This window comes from Arthrobacter ipis, from assembly GCF_014694315.1.
Classification (GTDB): domain Bacteria; phylum Actinomycetota; class Actinomycetes; order Actinomycetales; family Micrococcaceae; genus Arthrobacter; species Arthrobacter ipis.
The window spans coordinates 278783-296943 of record NZ_JAAOXD010000007.1 but is presented as its reverse complement, the minus strand read 5'-3'; the positions used below and the strand labels follow the sequence as shown (position 1 = coordinate 296943).

16 protein-coding genes are annotated in these 18161 nt (G+C 66.4%); 12 read left to right on the top strand and 4 right to left on the bottom strand.

The annotated features are described in order from the left end of the window. Positions 1-3: 3 nt before the first annotated feature. The 6 genes from iolD to G9E11_RS16315 all read left to right on the top strand — a co-directional run bounded on the left by iolD (position 4) and on the right by G9E11_RS16315 (position 8022). Positions 4-1953 carry a 3D-(3,5/4)-trihydroxycyclohexane-1,2-dione acylhydrolase (decyclizing) gene (gene iolD, locus G9E11_RS16340; protein WP_190607610.1) on the top strand — a complete coding sequence of 650 codons (1950 nt, stop codon included), beginning with the start codon at positions 4-6 and terminating at the stop codon, positions 1951-1953. A gap of 48 nt (positions 1954-2001) precedes the next feature. Continuing rightward, positions 2002-3513 (top strand): CoA-acylating methylmalonate-semialdehyde dehydrogenase, encoded by a 1512-nt coding sequence (locus tag G9E11_RS16335; RefSeq protein ID WP_190607608.1) that lies wholly within the window; start codon positions 2002-2004, stop codon positions 3511-3513. 96 nt (positions 3514-3609) lie between these two features. Beyond that, the gene (locus tag G9E11_RS16330; protein WP_190607605.1) at positions 3610-4521 is read left to right on the top strand and encodes a sugar phosphate isomerase/epimerase family protein; all 912 of its coding nucleotides are present in this window, start codon (positions 3610-3612) and stop codon (positions 4519-4521) included. 36 nt (positions 4522-4557) lie between these two features. Further along, positions 4558-5571, top strand: a complete 1014-nt coding sequence (locus G9E11_RS16325) for a Gfo/Idh/MocA family protein (protein ID WP_190607603.1) — start codon at positions 4558-4560, stop codon at positions 5569-5571. Positions 5572-5695: 124 nt separating this feature from the next. Next, positions 5696-6571 carry a sugar phosphate isomerase/epimerase family protein gene (locus tag G9E11_RS16320; protein WP_190607601.1) on the top strand — a complete coding sequence of 292 codons (876 nt, stop codon included), beginning with the start codon at positions 5696-5698 and terminating at the stop codon, positions 6569-6571. After that, on the top strand, positions 6568-8022 hold the full coding sequence (locus G9E11_RS16315; protein WP_190607598.1) for a sugar porter family MFS transporter: 1455 nt from the start codon (positions 6568-6570) through the stop codon (positions 8020-8022). Before G9E11_RS16320 ends, G9E11_RS16315 begins: the two co-directional genes overlap by 4 nt. A 169-nt stretch (positions 8023-8191) precedes the next feature. Here G9E11_RS16315 and G9E11_RS16310 read toward each other — a convergent pair whose 3' ends face one another. Then, positions 8192-8641 carry a MarR family winged helix-turn-helix transcriptional regulator gene (locus G9E11_RS16310; protein ID WP_190607596.1) on the bottom strand — a complete coding sequence of 150 codons (450 nt, stop codon included), beginning with the start codon at positions 8639-8641 and terminating at the stop codon, positions 8192-8194. Positions 8642-8817: 176 nt separating this feature from the next. Between G9E11_RS16310 and G9E11_RS16305 the strand changes: the two genes are divergently transcribed. Then, positions 8818-10110, top strand: a complete 1293-nt coding sequence (locus tag G9E11_RS16305) for an MFS transporter (RefSeq protein WP_190607594.1) — start codon at positions 8818-8820, stop codon at positions 10108-10110. A gap of 49 nt (positions 10111-10159) precedes the next feature. Here G9E11_RS16305 and iolB read toward each other — a convergent pair whose 3' ends face one another. The 3 genes from iolB to G9E11_RS16290 form a co-directional block, all read right to left on the bottom strand. Beyond that, entirely contained in the window at positions 10160-11077 is a 918-nt protein-coding gene (gene iolB / locus G9E11_RS16300; protein WP_190607591.1) for a 5-deoxy-glucuronate isomerase, read from the bottom strand. Between the two features lie 103 nt (positions 11078-11180). Beyond that, a complete protein-coding gene (locus tag G9E11_RS16295; RefSeq protein ID WP_190607589.1) occupies positions 11181-11921 on the bottom strand; it encodes a GntR family transcriptional regulator in 741 nt (246 codons plus the stop codon). 179 nt (positions 11922-12100) lie between these two features. Next, entirely contained in the window at positions 12101-13063 is a 963-nt protein-coding gene (locus G9E11_RS16290) for a gamma-glutamyl-gamma-aminobutyrate hydrolase family protein (RefSeq protein WP_311764393.1), read from the bottom strand. 71 nt (positions 13064-13134) lie between these two features. On the opposite strand from G9E11_RS16290, the gene G9E11_RS16285 reads away from it, so the two are divergent. From G9E11_RS16285 to G9E11_RS16265, 5 genes are all read left to right on the top strand, one after another. Further along, positions 13135-13602: an SRPBCC family protein gene (locus G9E11_RS16285; protein WP_190607583.1), complete on the top strand. Its 468-nt coding sequence runs from the start codon at positions 13135-13137 to the stop codon at positions 13600-13602. 82 nt (positions 13603-13684) lie between these two features. Continuing rightward, positions 13685-14392 carry a FadR/GntR family transcriptional regulator gene (locus G9E11_RS16280; RefSeq protein WP_190608383.1) on the top strand — a complete coding sequence of 236 codons (708 nt, stop codon included), beginning with the start codon at positions 13685-13687 and terminating at the stop codon, positions 14390-14392. 287 nt (positions 14393-14679) lie between these two features. Beyond that, on the top strand, positions 14680-16047 hold the full coding sequence (locus tag G9E11_RS16275) for an MFS transporter (RefSeq protein ID WP_190607580.1): 1368 nt from the start codon (positions 14680-14682) through the stop codon (positions 16045-16047). A 37-nt stretch (positions 16048-16084) separates the two neighbouring features. After that, on the top strand, positions 16085-16861 hold the full coding sequence (locus G9E11_RS16270) for an SDR family NAD(P)-dependent oxidoreductase (protein ID WP_190607578.1): 777 nt from the start codon (positions 16085-16087) through the stop codon (positions 16859-16861). 126 nt (positions 16862-16987) lie between these two features. Then, complete coding sequence (locus tag G9E11_RS16265) at positions 16988-18121, top strand: LOG family protein (RefSeq protein ID WP_190607576.1); 1134 nt, start codon at positions 16988-16990, stop codon at positions 18119-18121. The last annotated feature ends 40 nt before the right edge of the window (positions 18122-18161 follow it).

The following is an 18161-nucleotide window of genomic DNA, read 5'->3' as shown; positions in this document are numbered from 1 at the left end:
ACGATGGGAACTGGAACCCGCCGGATGACCGTGGCGCAGGCCGTGGTCGAATACCTTTCCAAGCAGTACACCGTTGATTCCGTCGGTGGAGTCGATTTCCGCGAACGCCTGATTCCGGGCACGTTCGGCATCTTCGGGCACGGCAACGTAGCCGGTGTGGGCCAGGCCTTGAAGCAGTACCAGCAGCTCGATCCGAGGATCATGCCGTACTACCAGGGCCGCAACGAGCAGGCCCAGTCCCACCAGGCTGTGGGCTACGCCCGGCACACCCGCCGCCGCCAGACCTTCGCGATCAGCACCTCCATCGGCCCGGGCTCGTCCAACCTGCTTACCGGTGCGGCGCTGGCCACCACCAACCGGCTGCCGGTCTTGCTGCTGCCGTCCGACACGTTCGCCACGCGTGCCGCGGACCCGGTGCTGCAGCAGCTCGAACAGCCCTACGCCTACGACCTCACGGTCAACGACGCGTTCCGGCCGCTGTCGAAGTTCTTCGACCGGGTCACCCGCCCGGAGCAGCTGTTCTCCGCGTTCCACCACGGCCTGCGCGTCCTCACGGACCCCGCCGAGACCGGCGCGGTAACCATCTCGCTGCCCCAAGACGTCCAGGCCGAGGCGTTCGACGTGCCGGAGGAGTTCCTGGCCGAGCGGGAGTGGCGGATCCGCCGCCCGGAAGCTGACGATGACGACATCGCCCGCGCCGCCGCAGCGATCCGGGCCGCGAAGCGGCCGCTGATCATCGCCGGCGGAGGCGTCCTGTACGCCTACGCCAACGAGGAACTGGCGAAGTTCGCCGAACTGACCGGCATCCCGGTGGGCAACACGCAGGCCGGCGTCGGCGTCCTGCCCTGGGACCACAAGTACTCCCTTGGCGCGATCGGCTCCACGGGCACGACGGCGGCGAACGCCCTGGCCGCCGAAGCGGACCTGATCATCGGCATCGGCACCCGCTATGAGGACTTCACCACCGCGTCCCGGACCGCGTTCCAGAACCCGGACCTGAAGTTCATCAACATCAACGTCGCACCGATCGACGCGTACAAGCACGGCACCTCGCTGCCGATCGTCGCCGACGCCCGCAAGGCACTCGTCAAGCTGAACCAGGCCCTGGGCGGCTACCGGGTCGGTGCCGACCTCGATCAGCAGATCGCGGCCGAGAAGCAGCGCTGGAACACCACGGTGGATACGGCCTTCGACACCCGGTTCAGTCCTTTGCCGGCGCAGAACGAGATCATCGGCGCCACCAACAGGGCCATGGACCCCTCCGACGTGGTCATCTGCGCCGCCGGTTCCCTGCCGGGTGACCTGCACAAGATGTGGCGGGTCCGCGACCCGTTCGGCTACCACGTCGAATACGCGTACTCCTGCATGGGCTACGAGATCCCCGGCGGGCTGGGCGTCAAGCGCGCAGCGCTTGCCGAGGCCGCCAAGGGCGGTACCCAGCGCGACGTCGTCGTGATGGTGGGGGACGGCTCCTACCTGATGATGCACACCGAACTGGTCACCGCCGTCGCCGAACGGATCAAGCTGATCGTGGTCCTGATCCAGAACCACGGCTACGCCTCCATCGGCTCGCTCTCCGAATCACTCGGCTCGCAGCGCTTCGGCACCCAGTACCGCGTCCTGGACGAGGAACAGCACAGCTTCGACGAGGGCGAGACCCTCCCGGTGGACCTGGCCCTGAACGCCGAATCCCTCGGCGTGAAGGTCATCCGGATCGAGCCGGGCGAGAAGGCCATCGCCGAACTCGAACAGGCCATCCGCGACGCCAAGGCCGCCCCCGAGCGCGGCGGCCCGATCGTGATCCACGTCGAATCCGACCCGCTGCTGGACGCGCCGAGCTCCGAATCTTGGTGGGACGTTCCCGTCTCCGCAGTGTCGGAACTCGACTCCACCAAGCAGGCCTTCCAGACCTACATCGACCACAAATCCCGCCAGCGCAAGCTGCTCGGCTAACCTCCCCCCACGCTTCACGACAAGCCACAGACCAAGGAAGTCATCTCTATGTCAACGACGACCGTCACCACCACCATCAACCACTTTATCAACGGTGCCGAGACCGCCGGCGAAGGCGACCGCACCACGGCCGTCTACAACCCGGCCACCGGCCAGGTCACCGCCGAACTGCGCCTGGCCAACCGCGCCGACCTGGACAATACCGTCGCCGCCGCCCGCGCCGCTGCCGACTCCTGGGGCGACATCTCCCTGGCCAAGCGCACCGCCGTGTTGTTCAAGTTCCGCGAACTCGTCGCCGAGCACGTGCACGAACTCGCCGAGCTGATCACCGCCGAGCACGGCAAGGTCATCTCCGACGCCAAGGGCGAGATCGGCCGCGGACTGGAAGTCATCGAGTTCGCCTGCGGCATCCCGTCGCTGCTCAAGGGCGACTACTCGGACCAGGTCTCCACCGGCATCGACGTCTTCTCCTTCCGCGAGCCCCTCGGCGTTGTCGCCGGCATCACCCCGTTCAACTTCCCCGTCATGGTGCCCCTGTGGATGGCCCCGATGGCGATCGCCACCGGCAACGCCTTCATCCTCAAGCCCTCCGAACGCGACCCCTCGGCCTCGCTGCTGCTGGCCAAGCTCTGGAAGGACGCCGGCCTGCCCGACGGCGTGTTCCAGGTCCTGCACGGCGACAAGGAAACCGTCGACGGGCTGCTGACCCACCCGGACGTGGACGGCATCTCCTTCGTCGGCTCCACCCCGATCGCCAAGTATGTCCACGAGACCGCCACCGCCCACGGCAAGCGCGTCCAGGCCCTCGGCGGGGCGAAGAACCACGCCATCATCCTGCCCGACGCCGACCTGGACAACGCCGCCGACCACCTCGCCGCCGCCGCGTTCGGCTCCGCCGGGGAACGCTGCATGGCCATCTCCGTCGCCGTCGCCGTCGGGGACGCCGCAGACCTGCTGGTCAAGAAGGTCGAAGAACGCGCCCTCGACGTGAAGGTCAACAACGGCACCGTGCCCGGCGCCGAAATGGGCCCGGTCATCGCCCCCGCCTCCAAAGAACGCATCGTCAAGATCGTCACCGAAGCCGAAGCCGCCGGTGCCGCGATGGTCGTGGACGGCCGCGACCTCGTGATCCCCGGCCACGAAGACGGCTTCTGGGTCGGCCCCACGGTCCTCGACCACGTCAAGACCGAGATGACCGCCTACACGGAGGAGATCTTCGGACCCGTCCTCGTCGTCGTCCGTGTCGACACCCTGGAGGACGGCATCAAGCTGATCAACTCCAACCCCTACGGCAACGGCACCGCCATCTTCACCTCCTCCGGCGCCGCGGCCCGCAAGTTCCAGCGCTCCGTCACCGTCGGCATGATCGGCATCAACGTGCCCCTGCCCGTCCCGGTCGCCTACCACTCCTTCGGCGGCTGGAAAGCCTCGCTCTTCGGCGACAAGCACATCTACGGCCCCGAAGGCGTCTCCTTCTACACCCGCGGCAAGGTCGTCACCTCACGCTGGCCCGAACCCACCCACGCCTCCGGCGCCTCCTACAACTTCCCCTCCAACTAATCCCCACCGCCCCCAAAACCACATCGATTGCTCCGTAACTGCCGTTTTGAGCGTCCAATTGGGCACCTGCGGAGCAATCGATGAGAAGGAACAGTCATGACAGAGAACAAGCTGATCATCGGCACCGCGCCCGACTCCTGGGGCGTGTGGTTTGCGGATGACCCCAAACAGACCCCGTGGGAGCGCTTCCTGGACGAGGTGGCCGAGTCCGGCTACAAGTGGATCGAGCTGGGCCCGTACGGCTACCTGCCCAACGACCCCACCCGCCTCGCCGAAGAGCTCAAGCAGCGCGACCTGAAGGTCTGCGCCGGAACCGTCTTCACCGCGTTCCACCGCGGCCTGGACCAGTGGGAGTCGGCCTGGGAGCCGGCCCGTAAGGTCGCTGAACTCACCGCAGCCATGGGCGGCGAGCACATCGTGGTCATCCCCGCCATGTGGCGTGACGACGTCACCGGCGAAGCCGTGGAGAGCGGCACGCTCAGCGACAAGGCCTGGAGCGACCTGTTCGCCGGCCACAACCGGATGGGAAAGACGCTGCTCGAGGACTTCGGCCTCAAGCAGCAGTTCCACTCCCACGCCGACTCGCACGTCGGAGCCCAGGAGGACATCGAAACGCTGCTGGGTGCGACTGACCCGCAGTACCTCAACCTGTGCCTGGACACCGGCCACGCGGAATACTGCGGCGCCTCCAGCCTGGAGCTCATCAAGAACTACCCGGACCGGATCGGCTACCTGCACCTGAAGCAGATCAACCCGGACGTCCTCAAGAAGGTCAATGAGGAAAACATGACCTGGGCAGCGGCAAACCTGGCCGGCGTCATGACGGAACCGCCGAACGGCCTGCCTGACCTGCGCGCGGTCATCGAGGCCGTTGAAGCCCTGGACCGGCCGATCTTCGGCATCGTGGAGCAGGACATGTACCCGGTGGCCTTCGACGTTCCCATGCCCATCGCCAAGCGCACCCGCAACTACCTGCTGTCCTGCGGCTCCCGCACCGCGGTCAACTAGCCTCCGCCCCGGCATCCTAAACGTAAGGAAAGAACAATGACTGAAACCCTTCGCGTCGCCGTTATCGGCGCCGGCCGCATGGGCGCGGACCATATCCAGCGCCTCAGCAAGCGCATCCATGGCGCTGAAGTAGCCGCCGTCGTCGACGTTGACCTTGCCCGCGCCCAAGCTGCCATCGAAGGTATCCCCGGGGCCGTTGCCTTGGCCGACGCCGAAGAGGCGCTGAACAACGGCGACGTCAACGCCGTCCTCATCGCCACGCCCGGCTTCCTGCACGAGGAGATCCTGCTCAAGGCCATCGCCAAGGACATTCCCATCCTCTGCGAGAAGCCGCTGACGCCGGATGCCGAGTCGTCCTGGAAGATTGTCCAGGCTGAGGAGAAGCTGGGCCACAAGCGCATCCAAGTGGGTTTCATGCGCCGCTTCGACGCCGAATACGCAGCCCTCGGCTCGGTCATCCGCGACCGCGAACTGGGCGAACTGCTGATGCTGCACCACCAGCACCGCAACCCGACCACGCCCGCGGGCTTCACCAACGAGATGCTCATCAACGATTCCGTGGTCCACGAGTTCGACGCCATCCGCTTCTTCACGGGCGAAGAGATCACGTCCGTCCAGGTCCGGCTCGGCAAGGCCACGAAGAACGCCCCGGCCGGCCAGCACGACCCCCAGCACGTCCTGATCGAAACCGAGTCCGGCGTCCTGGCCGACGTCGAAATCTACGTGAACGCCAAGTTCGGCTACGAAGTGGCCACGCAGGCTTCCTTCGAGGACGGCATCGTCAGCATCGGCGGCGACAGCGGCCCGTACCTCCGCAGCAACGGCCGCTGGGGCGGCAAGGTCACGCCCGGCTTCGAAGAGCGCTTCGGTGCCGCGTACGACGTCGAAATCCAGGCCTGGGTTGACGCCGCGCTCCGCGGCGAAATCGGCGGACCCACCGCCTGGGACGGCTACGCCACCGCCGCCTGCTGCGAAGCCGGCGTTGAGGCCCAGAAGAACGGCGAGAAGGTCGCCGTGAAGCTGAACGCCAGGCCTGCCCTCTACAGCTAACGCCCTTGGAGTTTTTGTCCAGATAATGCGACTTAGAGGCCCCTCGAGGTTGCATTATCTGGACAAAAGCTCCTTTTGTTAACCAACTCTTTCCACAGACTCTTTCCACAATGGAGTGTTCCTCGTGAAAATTGCCCTTGACCCCACCCCCTTCCACCACAGCCACAGCCTGCTGGAGTTCCCCAAGGTGGTGGCCGACCTCGGCTACAAGTACATGCAGATGACGCCGCACCCGGATTTCATCCCCTTCTACAACCACCCGAAGGCCGACGACGAACTCGTGGGCCAGTTGAAGAAGGCGTGCACCGACGCCGGAATCGAAATCGCGTCCATCCTGCCTGTGCTGCGCTGGTCCGGCCCGGACGAGGACGCCCGCGAGGCGGCAGTGCGCTACTGGAAGCGCGCCATCCAGATCGCCGTGGACCTGGGCGTGAGCACCATGAACACCGAGTTCAGCGGCCGGCCGGAGCTGGCCGAGGAATCCGAGCGCGCGTTCTACCGCTCCATGGAGGAACTGCTCCCCATCATCGAGCGCGAAGGCATCGACCTGCTCATCGACCCGCACCCGGACGACTTCGTGGAGGAAGGCCTTGCCGCGATCCGCGTCATCCGTGGCCTGAACTCCAAGAACGTCGGCATGGTCTACGTGGCCTCCCACAGCTTCCACATGAAAAACTCGCCGCTGGACATCATGCGCGCAGCGGGGGACAAGCTGCGTCTGGTCCACGTCGCCGACACCATGGACCACCATGCGTCGCACGGGCTGCGCTACATCACCAACCCGCCGGGCAACGCCGTCCGGGTGCACCAGCACCTGAAGATCGGCGACGGCGACGTGAACTGGGACGAGTTCTTCGGCGGCCTGAAGGAAATCGGATTCCTGGACCGGGACGACACCGTGATGGTGTCCAGCGTCTTCGCCGAAGACGACAATGCCGAGGAGGTTTCCCGCTTCCAGCTGGACACCATGAAGCAGTACGTGCAGAAGGTCAGCGTATGACGGCCGCGCCTTCGGGCAAGGCTGACTTAAAACACCAGCGGGCCCTCCGCACGGTCACCATCATTTCCACCTTCGGCGGCCTGCTCTTCGGCTACGACACAGGCGTCATCAACGGTGCCCTGCCCTACATGCAGGAGGACCTGGGCCTGACCCCGCTGGCCGAGGGAATGGTGACGTCGTCGCTGCTGTTCGGCGCCGCCTTCGGTGCACTGTTCGGCGGCCGGCTGGCGGACCGGAACGGCCGCCGCAAGATGATCATGGTCCTTGCCGTCATCTTCCTGGTCGGCACGCTGTCCTGCACCCTGGCTCCGAGCACTGAGTTCATGGTGGCGGCCCGGTTCATCCTGGGCCTGGCCGTGGGCGGGGCGTCCGTGACCGTGCCGGTGTACCTCGCGGAGGTGTCGCCGTCGGCCCGGCGCGGGCGGATCGTGACGCAGAACGAACTCATGATTGTCACGGGCCAGCTGCTCGCCTTCATCTTCAACGCCTACCTCGGCAACACGTTCGGCGAGGCCGGGGGCATTTGGCGCTGGATGCTGGTCATCGCCACGCTGCCGGCCATCGCCCTGTGGATCGGCATGGCGTTCATGCCCGAAAGCCCCCGCTGGCTGGCCTCCATGGGCAGCTTCGGCGAGGCGCTCGGGGTGCTTCAGCGCATCCGCTCCAAGGCCGAGGCCACGGCGGAGTTCGACGAGGTCAAGGCCATGGCCGTGGAGGACTACAAGTCCAAGATGGGCTCCTGGAAGGACCTGCAGGTTCCCTGGCTGCGGCGGATCTTCTTCGTCGGCGTCGGCCTGGCCGTGATCCAGCAGATCACCGGCGTGAACTCCATCATGTACTACGGCACCCAGATCCTGGCGGATGCCGGCTTCGGCCGCGAAGCCGCACTGAGCGCCAACATTGCCAACGGTGTCATCTCCGTGCTGGCCACTTTCGTGGGCATCTGGCTGCTCGGCAAGGTGGGGCGCCGCCGGATGCTTATCACCGGCCAGATCGGAACCACCTCGGCGCTGCTGCTGATTGGCCTCTTCTCGCTGATCCTGCCCGAGGGCACCGGCCGCGGCTACGTGATCCTGGCGCTGACCGTCACGTTCCTCGCATTCCAGCAGGGGGCCATTTCACCGGTCACCTGGCTCATGCTGTCGGAGATCTTCCCGCTGAAGCTGCGCGGCCTCGGCATGGGCGCATCGGCCTTCGTGCTGTGGATCGTGAACTTCCTGATCGGCTTCGGCTTCCCGCAGCTGCTCGCCGCCGTCGGCATTTCCAACACGTTCTTCGTGTTCGCCGTCCTCGGCGTCGGGGCGATTCTGTTTGCTGCGAGGTACATTCCCGAGACCAAGGACAAGAGCCTCGAGGACGTGGAACACTTCTTCAAGCACCAGGCGGGCGTCGCTGCCGTAGTCGAGACCGACGCCAAGACCGACGTCGGAGCAGGAACCCCGGTCCACTAAGACCGCTCCCGCGCCGGAATTTTGTCCAGGTAATGCCCTCTCGAGGCCTTCGAGAGGGCATTATCTGCTCAAAAACTCAACCGCCGGAAGCAGTTTTGCACCTAAGCGTTCGACGGCGGTCGGCCAGTCTGAAGCGTTCGACGACGGCCGGAGGGCCGGGCGGGCAGCTCTAGACGCCGGCGCGGAGGCGGGGGAGCGCGTCCACCAGAGGTGCCAGCTCCGGCACCTGCTGCGCTTCGGCCAGGGTCCGCTCCAGTGTGGCGTCGTGGACCGGCCGCGCTTCTGCCAGCAGCTTGCTCCCACTGCCCGTGAGTTCGGTGTAGATGCCGCGGCGGTCGTCCGCGCACAGGATGCGGGTCAGCAGGCCGCGGTCCTCCAGCCGGTTCACCAGGCGGGTGGTCGCGCTGGCGCTGAGGGCGCTGGCCCGGGCCAGCTGCTGCATCCGCATGTGCCACCCGTCCTGCCGGCTGAGCGCGTCCAGCACCGTGTATTCGACGACGGAAAGCTGCGCCTGCCCCTGCAGCGACCGTTCCAGCTCCGCCTCGATCAGCCCGTGCAGGGCCGCCAGGGTGCGCCAACCCTGGGCGCGCACCTCCACGGCGTCGTCTTTGATGCCCATGGGCTCTCTCCTCCTTCGGTTCACTGGCTCCCCGGAAAGGGAGCACCGGCACAGATAGTTGCTTGCGCGGTATATTTGCTTGTGCAACAATTACTTGCGTAGCAATAAATAGCGCGCCTGCAACTATTAGCTTACGTCGCGCTCCTCATTCAGTACAGTTCCGAAGGAGCACATCCATGCCTGTTGGCCTGATAGCCCTAGCCCTCGGCGGGTTCGGCATCGGACTCACCGAATTCGTCATCATGGGCCTGCTCCCCGAAGTGGCCGCGGACTTCCAGGTGAGTGAAGCGTCCGCCGGCTGGTTCATCTCCGGCTATGCCCTCGCCGTCGTCGTGGGAGCACTGGGACTCACCGCAGCGGTGGCCCGCTTCCAGCGCAAGCCCGTGCTGGCTGTTCTGCTGGTGCTTTTCGTTGCCGGTAACCTGCTGTCCGCCATTGCGCCCGACTACTGGGCGATGATGGCGGGCCGGGTGGTTGCCGCCCTCGCGCACGGCGCCTTCTTCGGCATCGGGGCGGTGGTGGCGGCCAGCATGGTCGCCCCGACCAAGAAGGCCGCCGCCATCGCCATCATGTTCACTGGGCTCACGGCCGCCAATGTCCTGGGCGTTCCGCTGGGCACGCTGCTGGGCCAGGCCGCCGGGTGGCGTTCCACCTTCTGGGCCATCACCGGCATCGGCGTGGTGGCGCTCGTTGGCATCCTGGCCCTGGTGCCCAAGTCGGGGAACGGTGACACCGCAAACGGCGGACTGCGCAGCGAGCTCCGCGCCTTCCGCTCCGGCCAGGTGTGGCTGTCCATCCTGGTGACCATCCTCGGCTACGGCGGAATGTTCGGCGCCTTCACCTACATTGCCTTCACGCTCACGGAGGTTTCCGGATTCGCCGCCTCCACGGTGCCCTGGCTGCTGATTGTCTTCGGCGTGGGCCTGTTTATTGGCAACACCGTCGGGGGCAGGGCGGCCGACCGCGACGTCGACCGGACCCTGCTCGCCGTGCTCTCGGTCCTCGTCGTGGTGCTGGTGGTTTTCGCCCTGAGTGCGGGCAACCAGGTGCTTACCATCGCCTCGCTGCTGCTCCTGGGCGGCTTCGGGTTCGCCACCGTGCCTGGCCTGCAGATGCGCGTCATGAAGTACGCGGCCAAGGCGCCCACGCTGGCGTCCGGAGCCAACATCGGCGCGTTCAATGTGGGCAACGCCCTCGGCGCCTGGCTTGGCGGCGTGACCATCACTGCCGGCCTGGGCTACACCTCGCCCATCTGGGCCGGGGCCGTGATTACCCTGCTGGGCCTTCTGGTGATGGCCGGCGCTGCAGCCCGGGCAAAGGCGAGTGCGCACCAAGTTTCCGCTCCAGGGACTCCCGTTTCGGCCGAAGCAGCCGGGGCAACAGTTGCGTCCCAAGCAGGCGTGGAGACGGAAGCGGCCGGTTCAGTCCAGGCTGAACCGGCCGACGTCGGGCCCGTTTCCGTCCGTTAGCCCCGCGCTCCGCGTGGCGGCCGGCACGGCAGCCCCGCGGAAGTACGGCCTATGCCCCGAACGGCAGCCGGGGGTCCAGGTTCTGGCTGTCCCAGGTCTGGCGCACCCAGCCGTGGTGCGGGTCGTCGCTGATGAGCCAGTCGCGGACGCGGCCGGGCCCGGCCATGACGTTGAGGTAGTACATGTCGTAGCCGGGCGCGGCCATGGCCGGGCCGTGCCAGCCGTAGGGGACCAGCACCACGTCGCCGGTGCGCACCTCGGCCGAGACGTCGATGGGGCGGTCATCGGAGGCGTAGACCCGCTGGTATCCGATGGCGTCCGCATTCTCGCCCGGGCCGGCAGAACCTGAACCCGTGGAACCCTGGACGTCGGCCACCCGCGTCTCGAAGTAGTAGATCTCCTCGAGTTGGGTCTCGCCCTCCTTCTCCTCGTCATGCTTGTGGGGAGGGTAGGAGGACCAGTTGCCGGCCGGCGTGAGGACTTCGCACACGATGAAGCGGTCGGCTTCCAGCGCGGCGGGGGTGCCGAAGTTGTGGACCTGGCGCGAGCAGTTTCCGGCCCCGCGCAGTTCTACCGGCGTCTCCGCCGCGGTGATCAGGCGCGTCGGGTACTGGACCCCGGCGGGCGCCGTCGCCATGGCCACCCTGCCTCCGTCGGCCGATGTGACCGTGACGGCCTTGTCCGTCCCGGAGTACAGAACGTCGGTGGGGCCGCTGAAGACGCTGCCCCGCCCGGCAAGGGGGTAGTCCACCCCGTCGACGGTCGCCGTGAAGGCGCCGCTCAGCGGGATGACAATCCGTTCCTCCGCCGCGGGGGAAAGTTCGACGACGGCGCCGGGCGCCAGCGTGGCCACCTTCAGTCCCGTGTGTTCCCAGCCTTCCACGGCAAGGGTCGAGTCGGAAGTTCCCAGCGAAACGTCCCAGCAGCCTTCGGCCGCACTGCCCAGGGGGTATACCCATTCAGCCATAAGTTCGTGTCCCTTTCGGATGTGTGGTGGACGGTTCGGCGCACGTCGGCCCGGCGCAAGGGCAGGCATGTCGCCGCCCCGCGCTGAAGGAGCTCGGTTGTTCCTAGCGCTGAACCAGTGTCATTTCGAAGCTGTAGGAGTCACCGCGGTAGACGTGGTGTCCGGTTTCCACGTTCCGCCCCGTGTCATCGACGGCGGTGCGTTCCATGGTGACCAGGGCTGAGCCCGGTTCGGTCTCAAGCAGGGGAGCCTGGTAGTCATTGGCCACCACGGCACCAATGCGCTGCGTGGCCAGCCGGAAGTTAACGCCGCCGCTGCGCAGGATGCTGTACAGGCCCTGCGTCTTCAGCAGGTCCTCGTCGATGTGCGTGATATCGTCGCGCACCCAGTTCTCCATCAGGGCCAGCGGCTTGCCGCCCACTTTGCGGAGCCGGGTGAAGTGGTAGACCTTGGCCCCGGTGGCGAGGTGCAGGGCCTCCCGGGTAGGGGCATCGGCCTCGATATGCGCAAAGGTGAGCACTTCGGTGGTGGGCTTGCTGCCGTTGTTCGTCAGGTCGTCATACAGGCTGGACAGCTCAAGCGGGCGGCGGACCTGGCTGGACACCACCTGCGTGCCGACCCCCCGCTTGCGGACCAGTAGCCCGGAGCGGACCAGTTCGTCCATCGCCTTGCGCATGGTGGGGCGGGAGAGGTTCAACTGGGCGGCGAGGTCAATCTCGTTCTCCAGCCGGCTCCCGGGTTCCAGCAGGCCGGTATGGATGGCAGCTTCAATGCCCTGGACGACCTGATGGTACAGCGGCACCGGCGACGAGCGGTCGATGCTGAGGCGTAGTTGGTTCGCCATTGAGTGCTCCCTTTGTGCTGCAGGTTCCCGCGTCCAGAAGGCCTGTATGTCAGTGCATGTCCGTTTGTTAGGACATACTCTGATTTTGATCATAGCAGGGCGCCGCCGGCAGTCAAGGAGCCTGGTAGTCAAGGAGCCCGACAGTCAAGGGCGGCCGGCCGTCAGGGGGCCGCTGGCAGTCATGGAGTGCGGCAGGCCTCCACGAACACGCGGAATGGGGCAAGCCTCTGCTCTTCGGTCAGTTCCAGGGCCTCCGGATGCCACTGCACCGACGCCACCCACCGCTCGGGATCCTCCAGCGCCTCCACCGTGCCGTCATCCGCCACGGCGGTCACCAGCAGTCCCGGCGCCACCCGGTCCACAGCCTGATGGTGGCCGGAAGCGATCTTGACCTCCATTGCCCGTACGTCGCCCCCGGCTGTGTCGTCGGCGGCTGCGTCACCTGCGGCCGCGTCGGCGCCGGCAGAGGCCGTCCCGCCTGCTTCCGCATCATCGACGGCGGCGTACATCGACGCCACCTTGGATCCCGGGGTGATGGTCACCTCGTGCCAGACCCATGGCCTGTTGGCCGCTGCCGGGATCTGGCGGTGCGGCACGGTACCCGGTGTCATGTCCTGGACCAGCGTCCCGCCATAGAGGACATTGAGCAGCTGGTGCCCGCGGCAGATTCCCAGCACCGGCATGCCGGCATCGAGCGCGCGCCGTGCCACCGCGATGTCCAGCCGGTCCTGCTCGGCATTGACGTCATAGAGCGCGGGCCCCGGTGCCTCGCCGTAGAGGCGCGGGTCAACGTCGCCGCCGCCGGGAAGTACGACGCCGTCAAGCGCCTCGGGCGCGTCCGGCGCCTTATCGCCGTCGGAAGTTCCGCCGTCGGGCGTTCCACTGTTGGGGGCGCCGCTCAGTCCGCCCTCCAGAGACTCAGCGGTGAGCAGCACCGGCTCCCCGCCCACATCGCGGATGAGGCTGACGATGCAGCCGAAGAGGTTGTTGGCCTTTGCCACCCGAGGGTCCGGATCCGTCGAGCTGCTGAGCCGGACCGGGATGCCGATCCGCGGCCGGCGCGCACCGCGCGGCGCCGCGCTCTGTGTCTCGTCTGCATCCGGCGCTGTGTCCGGGTTCTGCGCTGCGTCTGGGGCGTGCACTGTTCCTGAATTCCGCGGTGAATTCTGCATCCTCAAATTCTGCCCCATATCCGGCCGGTTAGGCTGGCCGGATGAATAACCGCTATCTGGTGTCCCGGGACCGTTTCATCGCCGCGCCGCCGGACGTGGTCTTCGAGGTCCTGGCCACTCCCGCGCTGCACAGCGAAATCGACGGATCAGGCACCGTGAAGGGTGCCCAGCCGCGGGGTCCGTTGCGCCTTGGAGCGGGGGCCAAATTCGGCATGGAAATGAAGATCAGGGTTGATTACCGGATCCTCAACACCGTCACTGAGTTCGAGGAGGGCCGGCGGATCGGCTGGCGCCACTTCTATGGGCATGTGTGGCGTTACCTGCTGGAACCGGCCACGGACAGCAGTGGCGTTGCCGGAACGCTCGTTACAGAACAGTGGGATGCGCGCCATGTCCGCGGCAAGTTCCTGCTCCGCCTTGCCGGCTACCTGGGCCGCCACCCGGCGAATATCGACAGGACGCTTGCCAGGCTGGACTCATACGTTACGGGCGCGCAAGCGGCGGGCTGACGCACTTCGTGCCCTTTTTACTGGGACTGCGTGGGCTTCGGTAGTGTTGGGAGCAATAGGCAAGGCGAAAGTAGGGCAGTCGATGGGGCGCAGGACACTTGTTGACGACCTGGTTGACGGTCTGCTGGACGACATTCTTGACGGCAGGCTCAAGCCGCACGATGCGCTGCCGCCGGAAGCCGACATTGCCAAGGCCTACGACGTCAGCCGGCTGACCGCACGCGAAGCGCTGAAGGCACTCCGGGCGCAGAACATCCTTTACGTCAAGGCCGGCCGCGGAACGTTCGTGAACCCTGCGGACAGCTGGACCGGCCTCGACGCGATCATCAAGGCGGCGTCACACGGCAACGCGGACGATCAGGTCTCCCGCGGCCTGATCGAGGTGCGGCGCATGGTGGAGACCGGCGCCGCAGCGCTCGCCGCCAGGCGCCACACTCCGGAGCACGTCGAGGAGATGCGGGGGTCCATCGGGGACATGAAGCGCTTTCACCAGGCCGGCGACCTTGACGGGTTCGTGGCGGCGGACATTGCCTTCCACGACACCGTCCTGAAGGCCTCGGGCAACCCGTTTGTCCGCGCCCTCCTGGCGCAGCTGGGCCAGTCCCTCTACCGCGCCCGCCGCGAGACGTCGGCCATCGAGGAGATCCAGCGCCACGCCATCGCCTTCCATCAGCGCGTGCTGGAGAGCATCCTCACCGGCGACGCCGAGCTGGCGCGCAAGGCCATGGACGAGCACATGGACCAGACCTTCGAGGACTACGAACGCTACGTTCACGGCAACCGTTCCTAGGCTCCGTGTTCCTGGGCTCCGTGTTCCTGAGCCCTGACTTTCCTCCTCCTCTCCTGCTTTCCTCTGGGTCTGACGTCGCTCTGGGCCCACCTTTTTGCCCGGCAACTCTTCTCGTCTTGACGTAACGCTCGTCACCCTCCTATGCTTTTGGTCATGTTCTTCCGTCAGATGTCTGACATCAGATTTAACACAGACACTCCCCTCTGAAGCGGACAGAACCCCATCAGAAAAACCATCGGATTCCCCGGGCGAAGCCGCCAGACCGGAAACCGACAGACAGAAGGTCGATGATGACTTCATTCACCACAAAGTCCTCCGGACTTGGCGAGCTTGGAGACCGCACGCTCCTCAAGGTCCGCCGCCGCGTAATGCCGCTGATTGTGCTCCTCTACTTCATCGCGTACCTGGACCGGAACAACGTCGGCTTCGCGAAGCTGACCATGAGCGAGGACATCGGCCTGAGCGCCGCAGCCTACGGTCTGGGCGCCGGCATCTTCTTCCTCGGCTACGCCGTGCTCGAAATCCCCAGCAACGCCGGCATGTACAAGTTCGGCGCCCGCAAGTGGATCGCCCGCATCCTCATCACCTGGGGCATCTTCGCAGCGGCCATGGCCCTGGTGAACGGCGAATCCACCTACTACATCATCCGCTTCCTGCTGGGCGCGGCCGAGGCCGGATTCTTCCCCGCCATCCTCTTCTACCTCACCCTCTGGTTCCCGGCCGCACAGCGGGTTACCGTACTGGGCATTTTCATCCTGGCCCAGCCCGTCTCCAACGCACTGGGTGCCCCGGTGTCCGGCATGCTCCTCCAGATGGGCGGCATCATGGGCCTGCAGGGCTGGCAGTGGCTCTACATCATTGAAGGCATCCCCGCCATCCTGCTGGGCGTGCTGACCCCCTTCCTGATGACGGACCGCCCGCGGGACGCCAAGTGGCTCAACGCCGACGAGCGCGAATGGCTCGCCACCACCATGGACGCCGAACTTGCAGCCAAGTCCAAGGGCAGCAGCCACAACTTCCTGGCCGGTCTCAAGGACAAGCGCACCATCGTCTACTCGGCGCTGTACTTCGGCCTGGTCTGCGGCATCTACGGCCTCGGCCTCTGGATGCCCACCATCGTCGCAGCCCTGGGCAAGTTCTCCACCGCCGAGGTCGGATTCATCGTCCTGGTCCCGTACGCCATCGCCGCGGTCTTCGTCTACTTCTGGAGCAAGCGCGCTGACAAGACCGGCAAGCGTGCCTGGCACAGCGCCGTCAGCATGGTCCTCGCCGGCTTGGGCCTGCTCGCCGCCGGTTTCCTGCTTCCGGTCAACCCTGTCCTGGCACTTATCGCCCTGACCGCCTCGGCCATGGGCATCTACGGGGCCATTGCCCCGTTCCTGTCGATGCCGTCCGCAGCACTCACCGGCGCAGCCGCCGCCTCCGGCCTGGCCATGGTCAACTCGCTGGGCAACCTGGGCGGATTCGTCGCCCCCTACGCAGTGGGCATCCTGAAGGACGCCACCGGCAACAACCAGAGCGGCCTGCTCTTCCTCTCCTTCTGCCTGTGCGTCACGGCCGTGGCCACCTACCTCTATGCCCGCAAGCGCCCCGAAGGCGACGCGGCGCTGGATCCGGCAGTCAAGGCCGCCGCAGACGTTTCGGCCAGCCGCTAAAGACCCATCCGAGAAACCACCCGAAGGAATACCCGCAATGAGCTCAATGACCCCTTTCCCCGCAGAACGCACCGTTGTGCTGACCGGCGCGGCCTCTGCCCGCGGCATCGGCCGCGCAGCAGCTGACCGCATGGCCAGCGAAGGCTGGTCCATCGCGATCCTGGACATCAACGCCGAGGACGCGAAGGCCGCGGCCGCGGAGATCGGATCCAACCGTGCAGTGAAGGCGATCGGCGTCGGCGCGGACGTCTCCGACGAGGCGTCCGTGGACCGGGCCATCACGGAAATCGAAGAGTCGTTGCCGCCGATCGTGGCCCTGGCCAACCTGGCCGGCATCAGCTCGCCGACCCCCTTCATGGAAACCACGGTTGCCGAGTGGGACAAGGTCTTCGCGATCAACATGCGCGGCACCTTCGTGGTGTCACAGCGGGTCCTTAAGGGAATGATCGAACGCAAGCTCGGCCGCATCGTGAGCATCTCCTCCATCTCCGCCCAGCGGGGCGGGGGGACCTACTCCAAGGTTGCCTACAGCGCCTCCAAGGCCGGCATCATCGGCTTCACCCGTGCCTTGGCCCGCGAGGTCGGCGAGTTCGGCGTGACCGTGAACGCGATCGCCCCGGGCCCTATCGACACCGACATCATGGGCGGCACGCTGAGCGAGGAGCGCAAGGCACAGATGTCCGAGGGCATCATGATGGGCCGCGTGGGCACGCGTGAGGAAGTGGCTGCGCTGATCTCCTTCCTGCTGGGTGCGGACTCGGGCTACATCACGGCCGCGACCTACGACATCAATGGCGGTCTGCAGGTTTCCTGACCCGTTCGTCTTTGAACTGGGTAGTAGTTGCGGGCGTTCCCAGCGCTGGGAACGCCCGCACCTGCTACCTAGTTGGGTTCGTTCGGCTCCGGCGTCCTGCCAGAACACGGCACTAGGCTGGGCACCATGAACCCCTCCGGCAGCCTGAACCCCAGCCCGCGGACCCTTGAGGTGAACAGCGTCGCCAGCTTCGACCGGCTGGTGAATGCCGGGGCCCGGGCGATGCACGGCTGGCACGCCCAGTCGCTTGACCTCCGCGGACGGGGCACAGCCCTGGCAGCCCTGGACGCCGAGGGGGCGATTTTCCTGGGCTGTACCTTCGACCCGGGCGTGGAGGCTTCACTCCGCAGCCGGGGCGCACTGATTTTTCCGCGGCTTACCGGCGTTCCTTTCAATCCGTACCGGGCGGGGCTCTACACGCCGCAGGAGCTGTACGCAGGCATCGTCGATGAGCCGTACGAGAAAACCCCCGATGCTTTGGTCTACCAATGGAGCATGCGGCCGGGCCAGCGGAACCGCCTCGATTCCACCCTCGCCGCAGCCCTGCACGATCACGCCGTCGGTGATGCCCTGGAGGAGTTCGTCCGCAGCCTCAACAGTGGGGGCCGTTCCATCGTCGGGGTCATGGGCGGCCACGCCCTGCAGCGGGGGACCGGCGGCTTCGCCGCTGCTGCCACGCTGGGCCGGCTCCTGGCCCGCCGCGGTCACCTGGTGGCCACCGGCGGCGGGCCCGGGGCCATGGAGGCTGCGAACCTGGGTGCCTACCTCAGTGCGGCCGACGACGACGATTTCCACAGCGTTCTTCGAGAGTTGGCGGCCGTCCCCGGCTTCCGCCCCTCGGTGTCTGCCTGGGCACGTGCTGCGGCAGCCGCCGTCGAACGCTTTCCGGGCGGAACCTCGTCCCTCGGCATTCCTACCTGGTTTTACGGCCACGAGCCGCCCAACTATTTCGCCACCCATATAGCCAAATACTTTGCCAACGCCGTCCGCGAGGCCATTCTCCTGGAGGTCTGCAACGGAGGGATCGTGTTCCTGCCCGGTGCCGCGGGCACCGTGCAGGAGATCTTCCAGGATGCCTGCGAGAACTACTACGGCGCCCAGGAGACCATGACGCCCATGGTGCTGGTGGGCCGGGAACACTGGGAGGATCGTTTTCCGGCCTGGCCCATGCTGCAAAGCCTCGCCGCCGGCCGGGCCATGGAGCAACGCATCTTCCTGGTGGACAGCGTGGACGAGGCGCTCGCGGTCCTCGGCGGGTAAGGCGCCCCGCTGGCATAACGCCCGGCTGGAATAAGAGGGC

Excerpts from the sequence above, each read along its gene's own strand:
- iolD (WP_190607610.1), top strand. The coding sequence starts at position 4 with ATGGGAACTGGAACCCGCCGGATGACCGTGGCGCAGGCCGTGGTCGAA.
- G9E11_RS16335 (WP_190607608.1), top strand. The coding sequence starts at position 2,002 with ATGTCAACGACGACCGTCACCACCACCATCAACCACTTTATCAACGGT.
- G9E11_RS16330 (WP_190607605.1), top strand. The coding sequence starts at position 3,610 with ATGACAGAGAACAAGCTGATCATCGGCACCGCGCCCGACTCCTGGGGC.
- G9E11_RS16325 (WP_190607603.1), top strand. The coding sequence starts at position 4,558 with ATGACTGAAACCCTTCGCGTCGCCGTTATCGGCGCCGGCCGCATGGGC.
- G9E11_RS16315 (WP_190607598.1), top strand. The coding sequence starts at position 6,568 with ATGACGGCCGCGCCTTCGGGCAAGGCTGACTTAAAACACCAGCGGGCC.
- G9E11_RS16310 (WP_190607596.1), bottom strand. The coding sequence starts at position 8,641 with ATGGGCATCAAAGACGACGCCGTGGAGGTGCGCGCCCAGGGTTGGCGC.
- G9E11_RS16305 (WP_190607594.1), top strand. The coding sequence starts at position 8,818 with ATGCCTGTTGGCCTGATAGCCCTAGCCCTCGGCGGGTTCGGCATCGGA.
- iolB (WP_190607591.1), bottom strand. The coding sequence starts at position 11,077 with ATGGCTGAATGGGTATACCCCCTGGGCAGTGCGGCCGAAGGCTGCTGG.
- G9E11_RS16295 (WP_190607589.1), bottom strand. The coding sequence starts at position 11,921 with ATGGCGAACCAACTACGCCTCAGCATCGACCGCTCGTCGCCGGTGCCG.
- G9E11_RS16285 (WP_190607583.1), top strand. The coding sequence starts at position 13,135 with ATGAATAACCGCTATCTGGTGTCCCGGGACCGTTTCATCGCCGCGCCG.
- G9E11_RS16280 (WP_190608383.1), top strand. The coding sequence starts at position 13,685 with ATGGGGCGCAGGACACTTGTTGACGACCTGGTTGACGGTCTGCTGGAC.
- G9E11_RS16275 (WP_190607580.1), top strand. The coding sequence starts at position 14,680 with ATGATGACTTCATTCACCACAAAGTCCTCCGGACTTGGCGAGCTTGGA.
- G9E11_RS16270 (WP_190607578.1), top strand. The coding sequence starts at position 16,085 with ATGAGCTCAATGACCCCTTTCCCCGCAGAACGCACCGTTGTGCTGACC.
- G9E11_RS16265 (WP_190607576.1), top strand. The coding sequence starts at position 16,988 with ATGAACCCCTCCGGCAGCCTGAACCCCAGCCCGCGGACCCTTGAGGTG.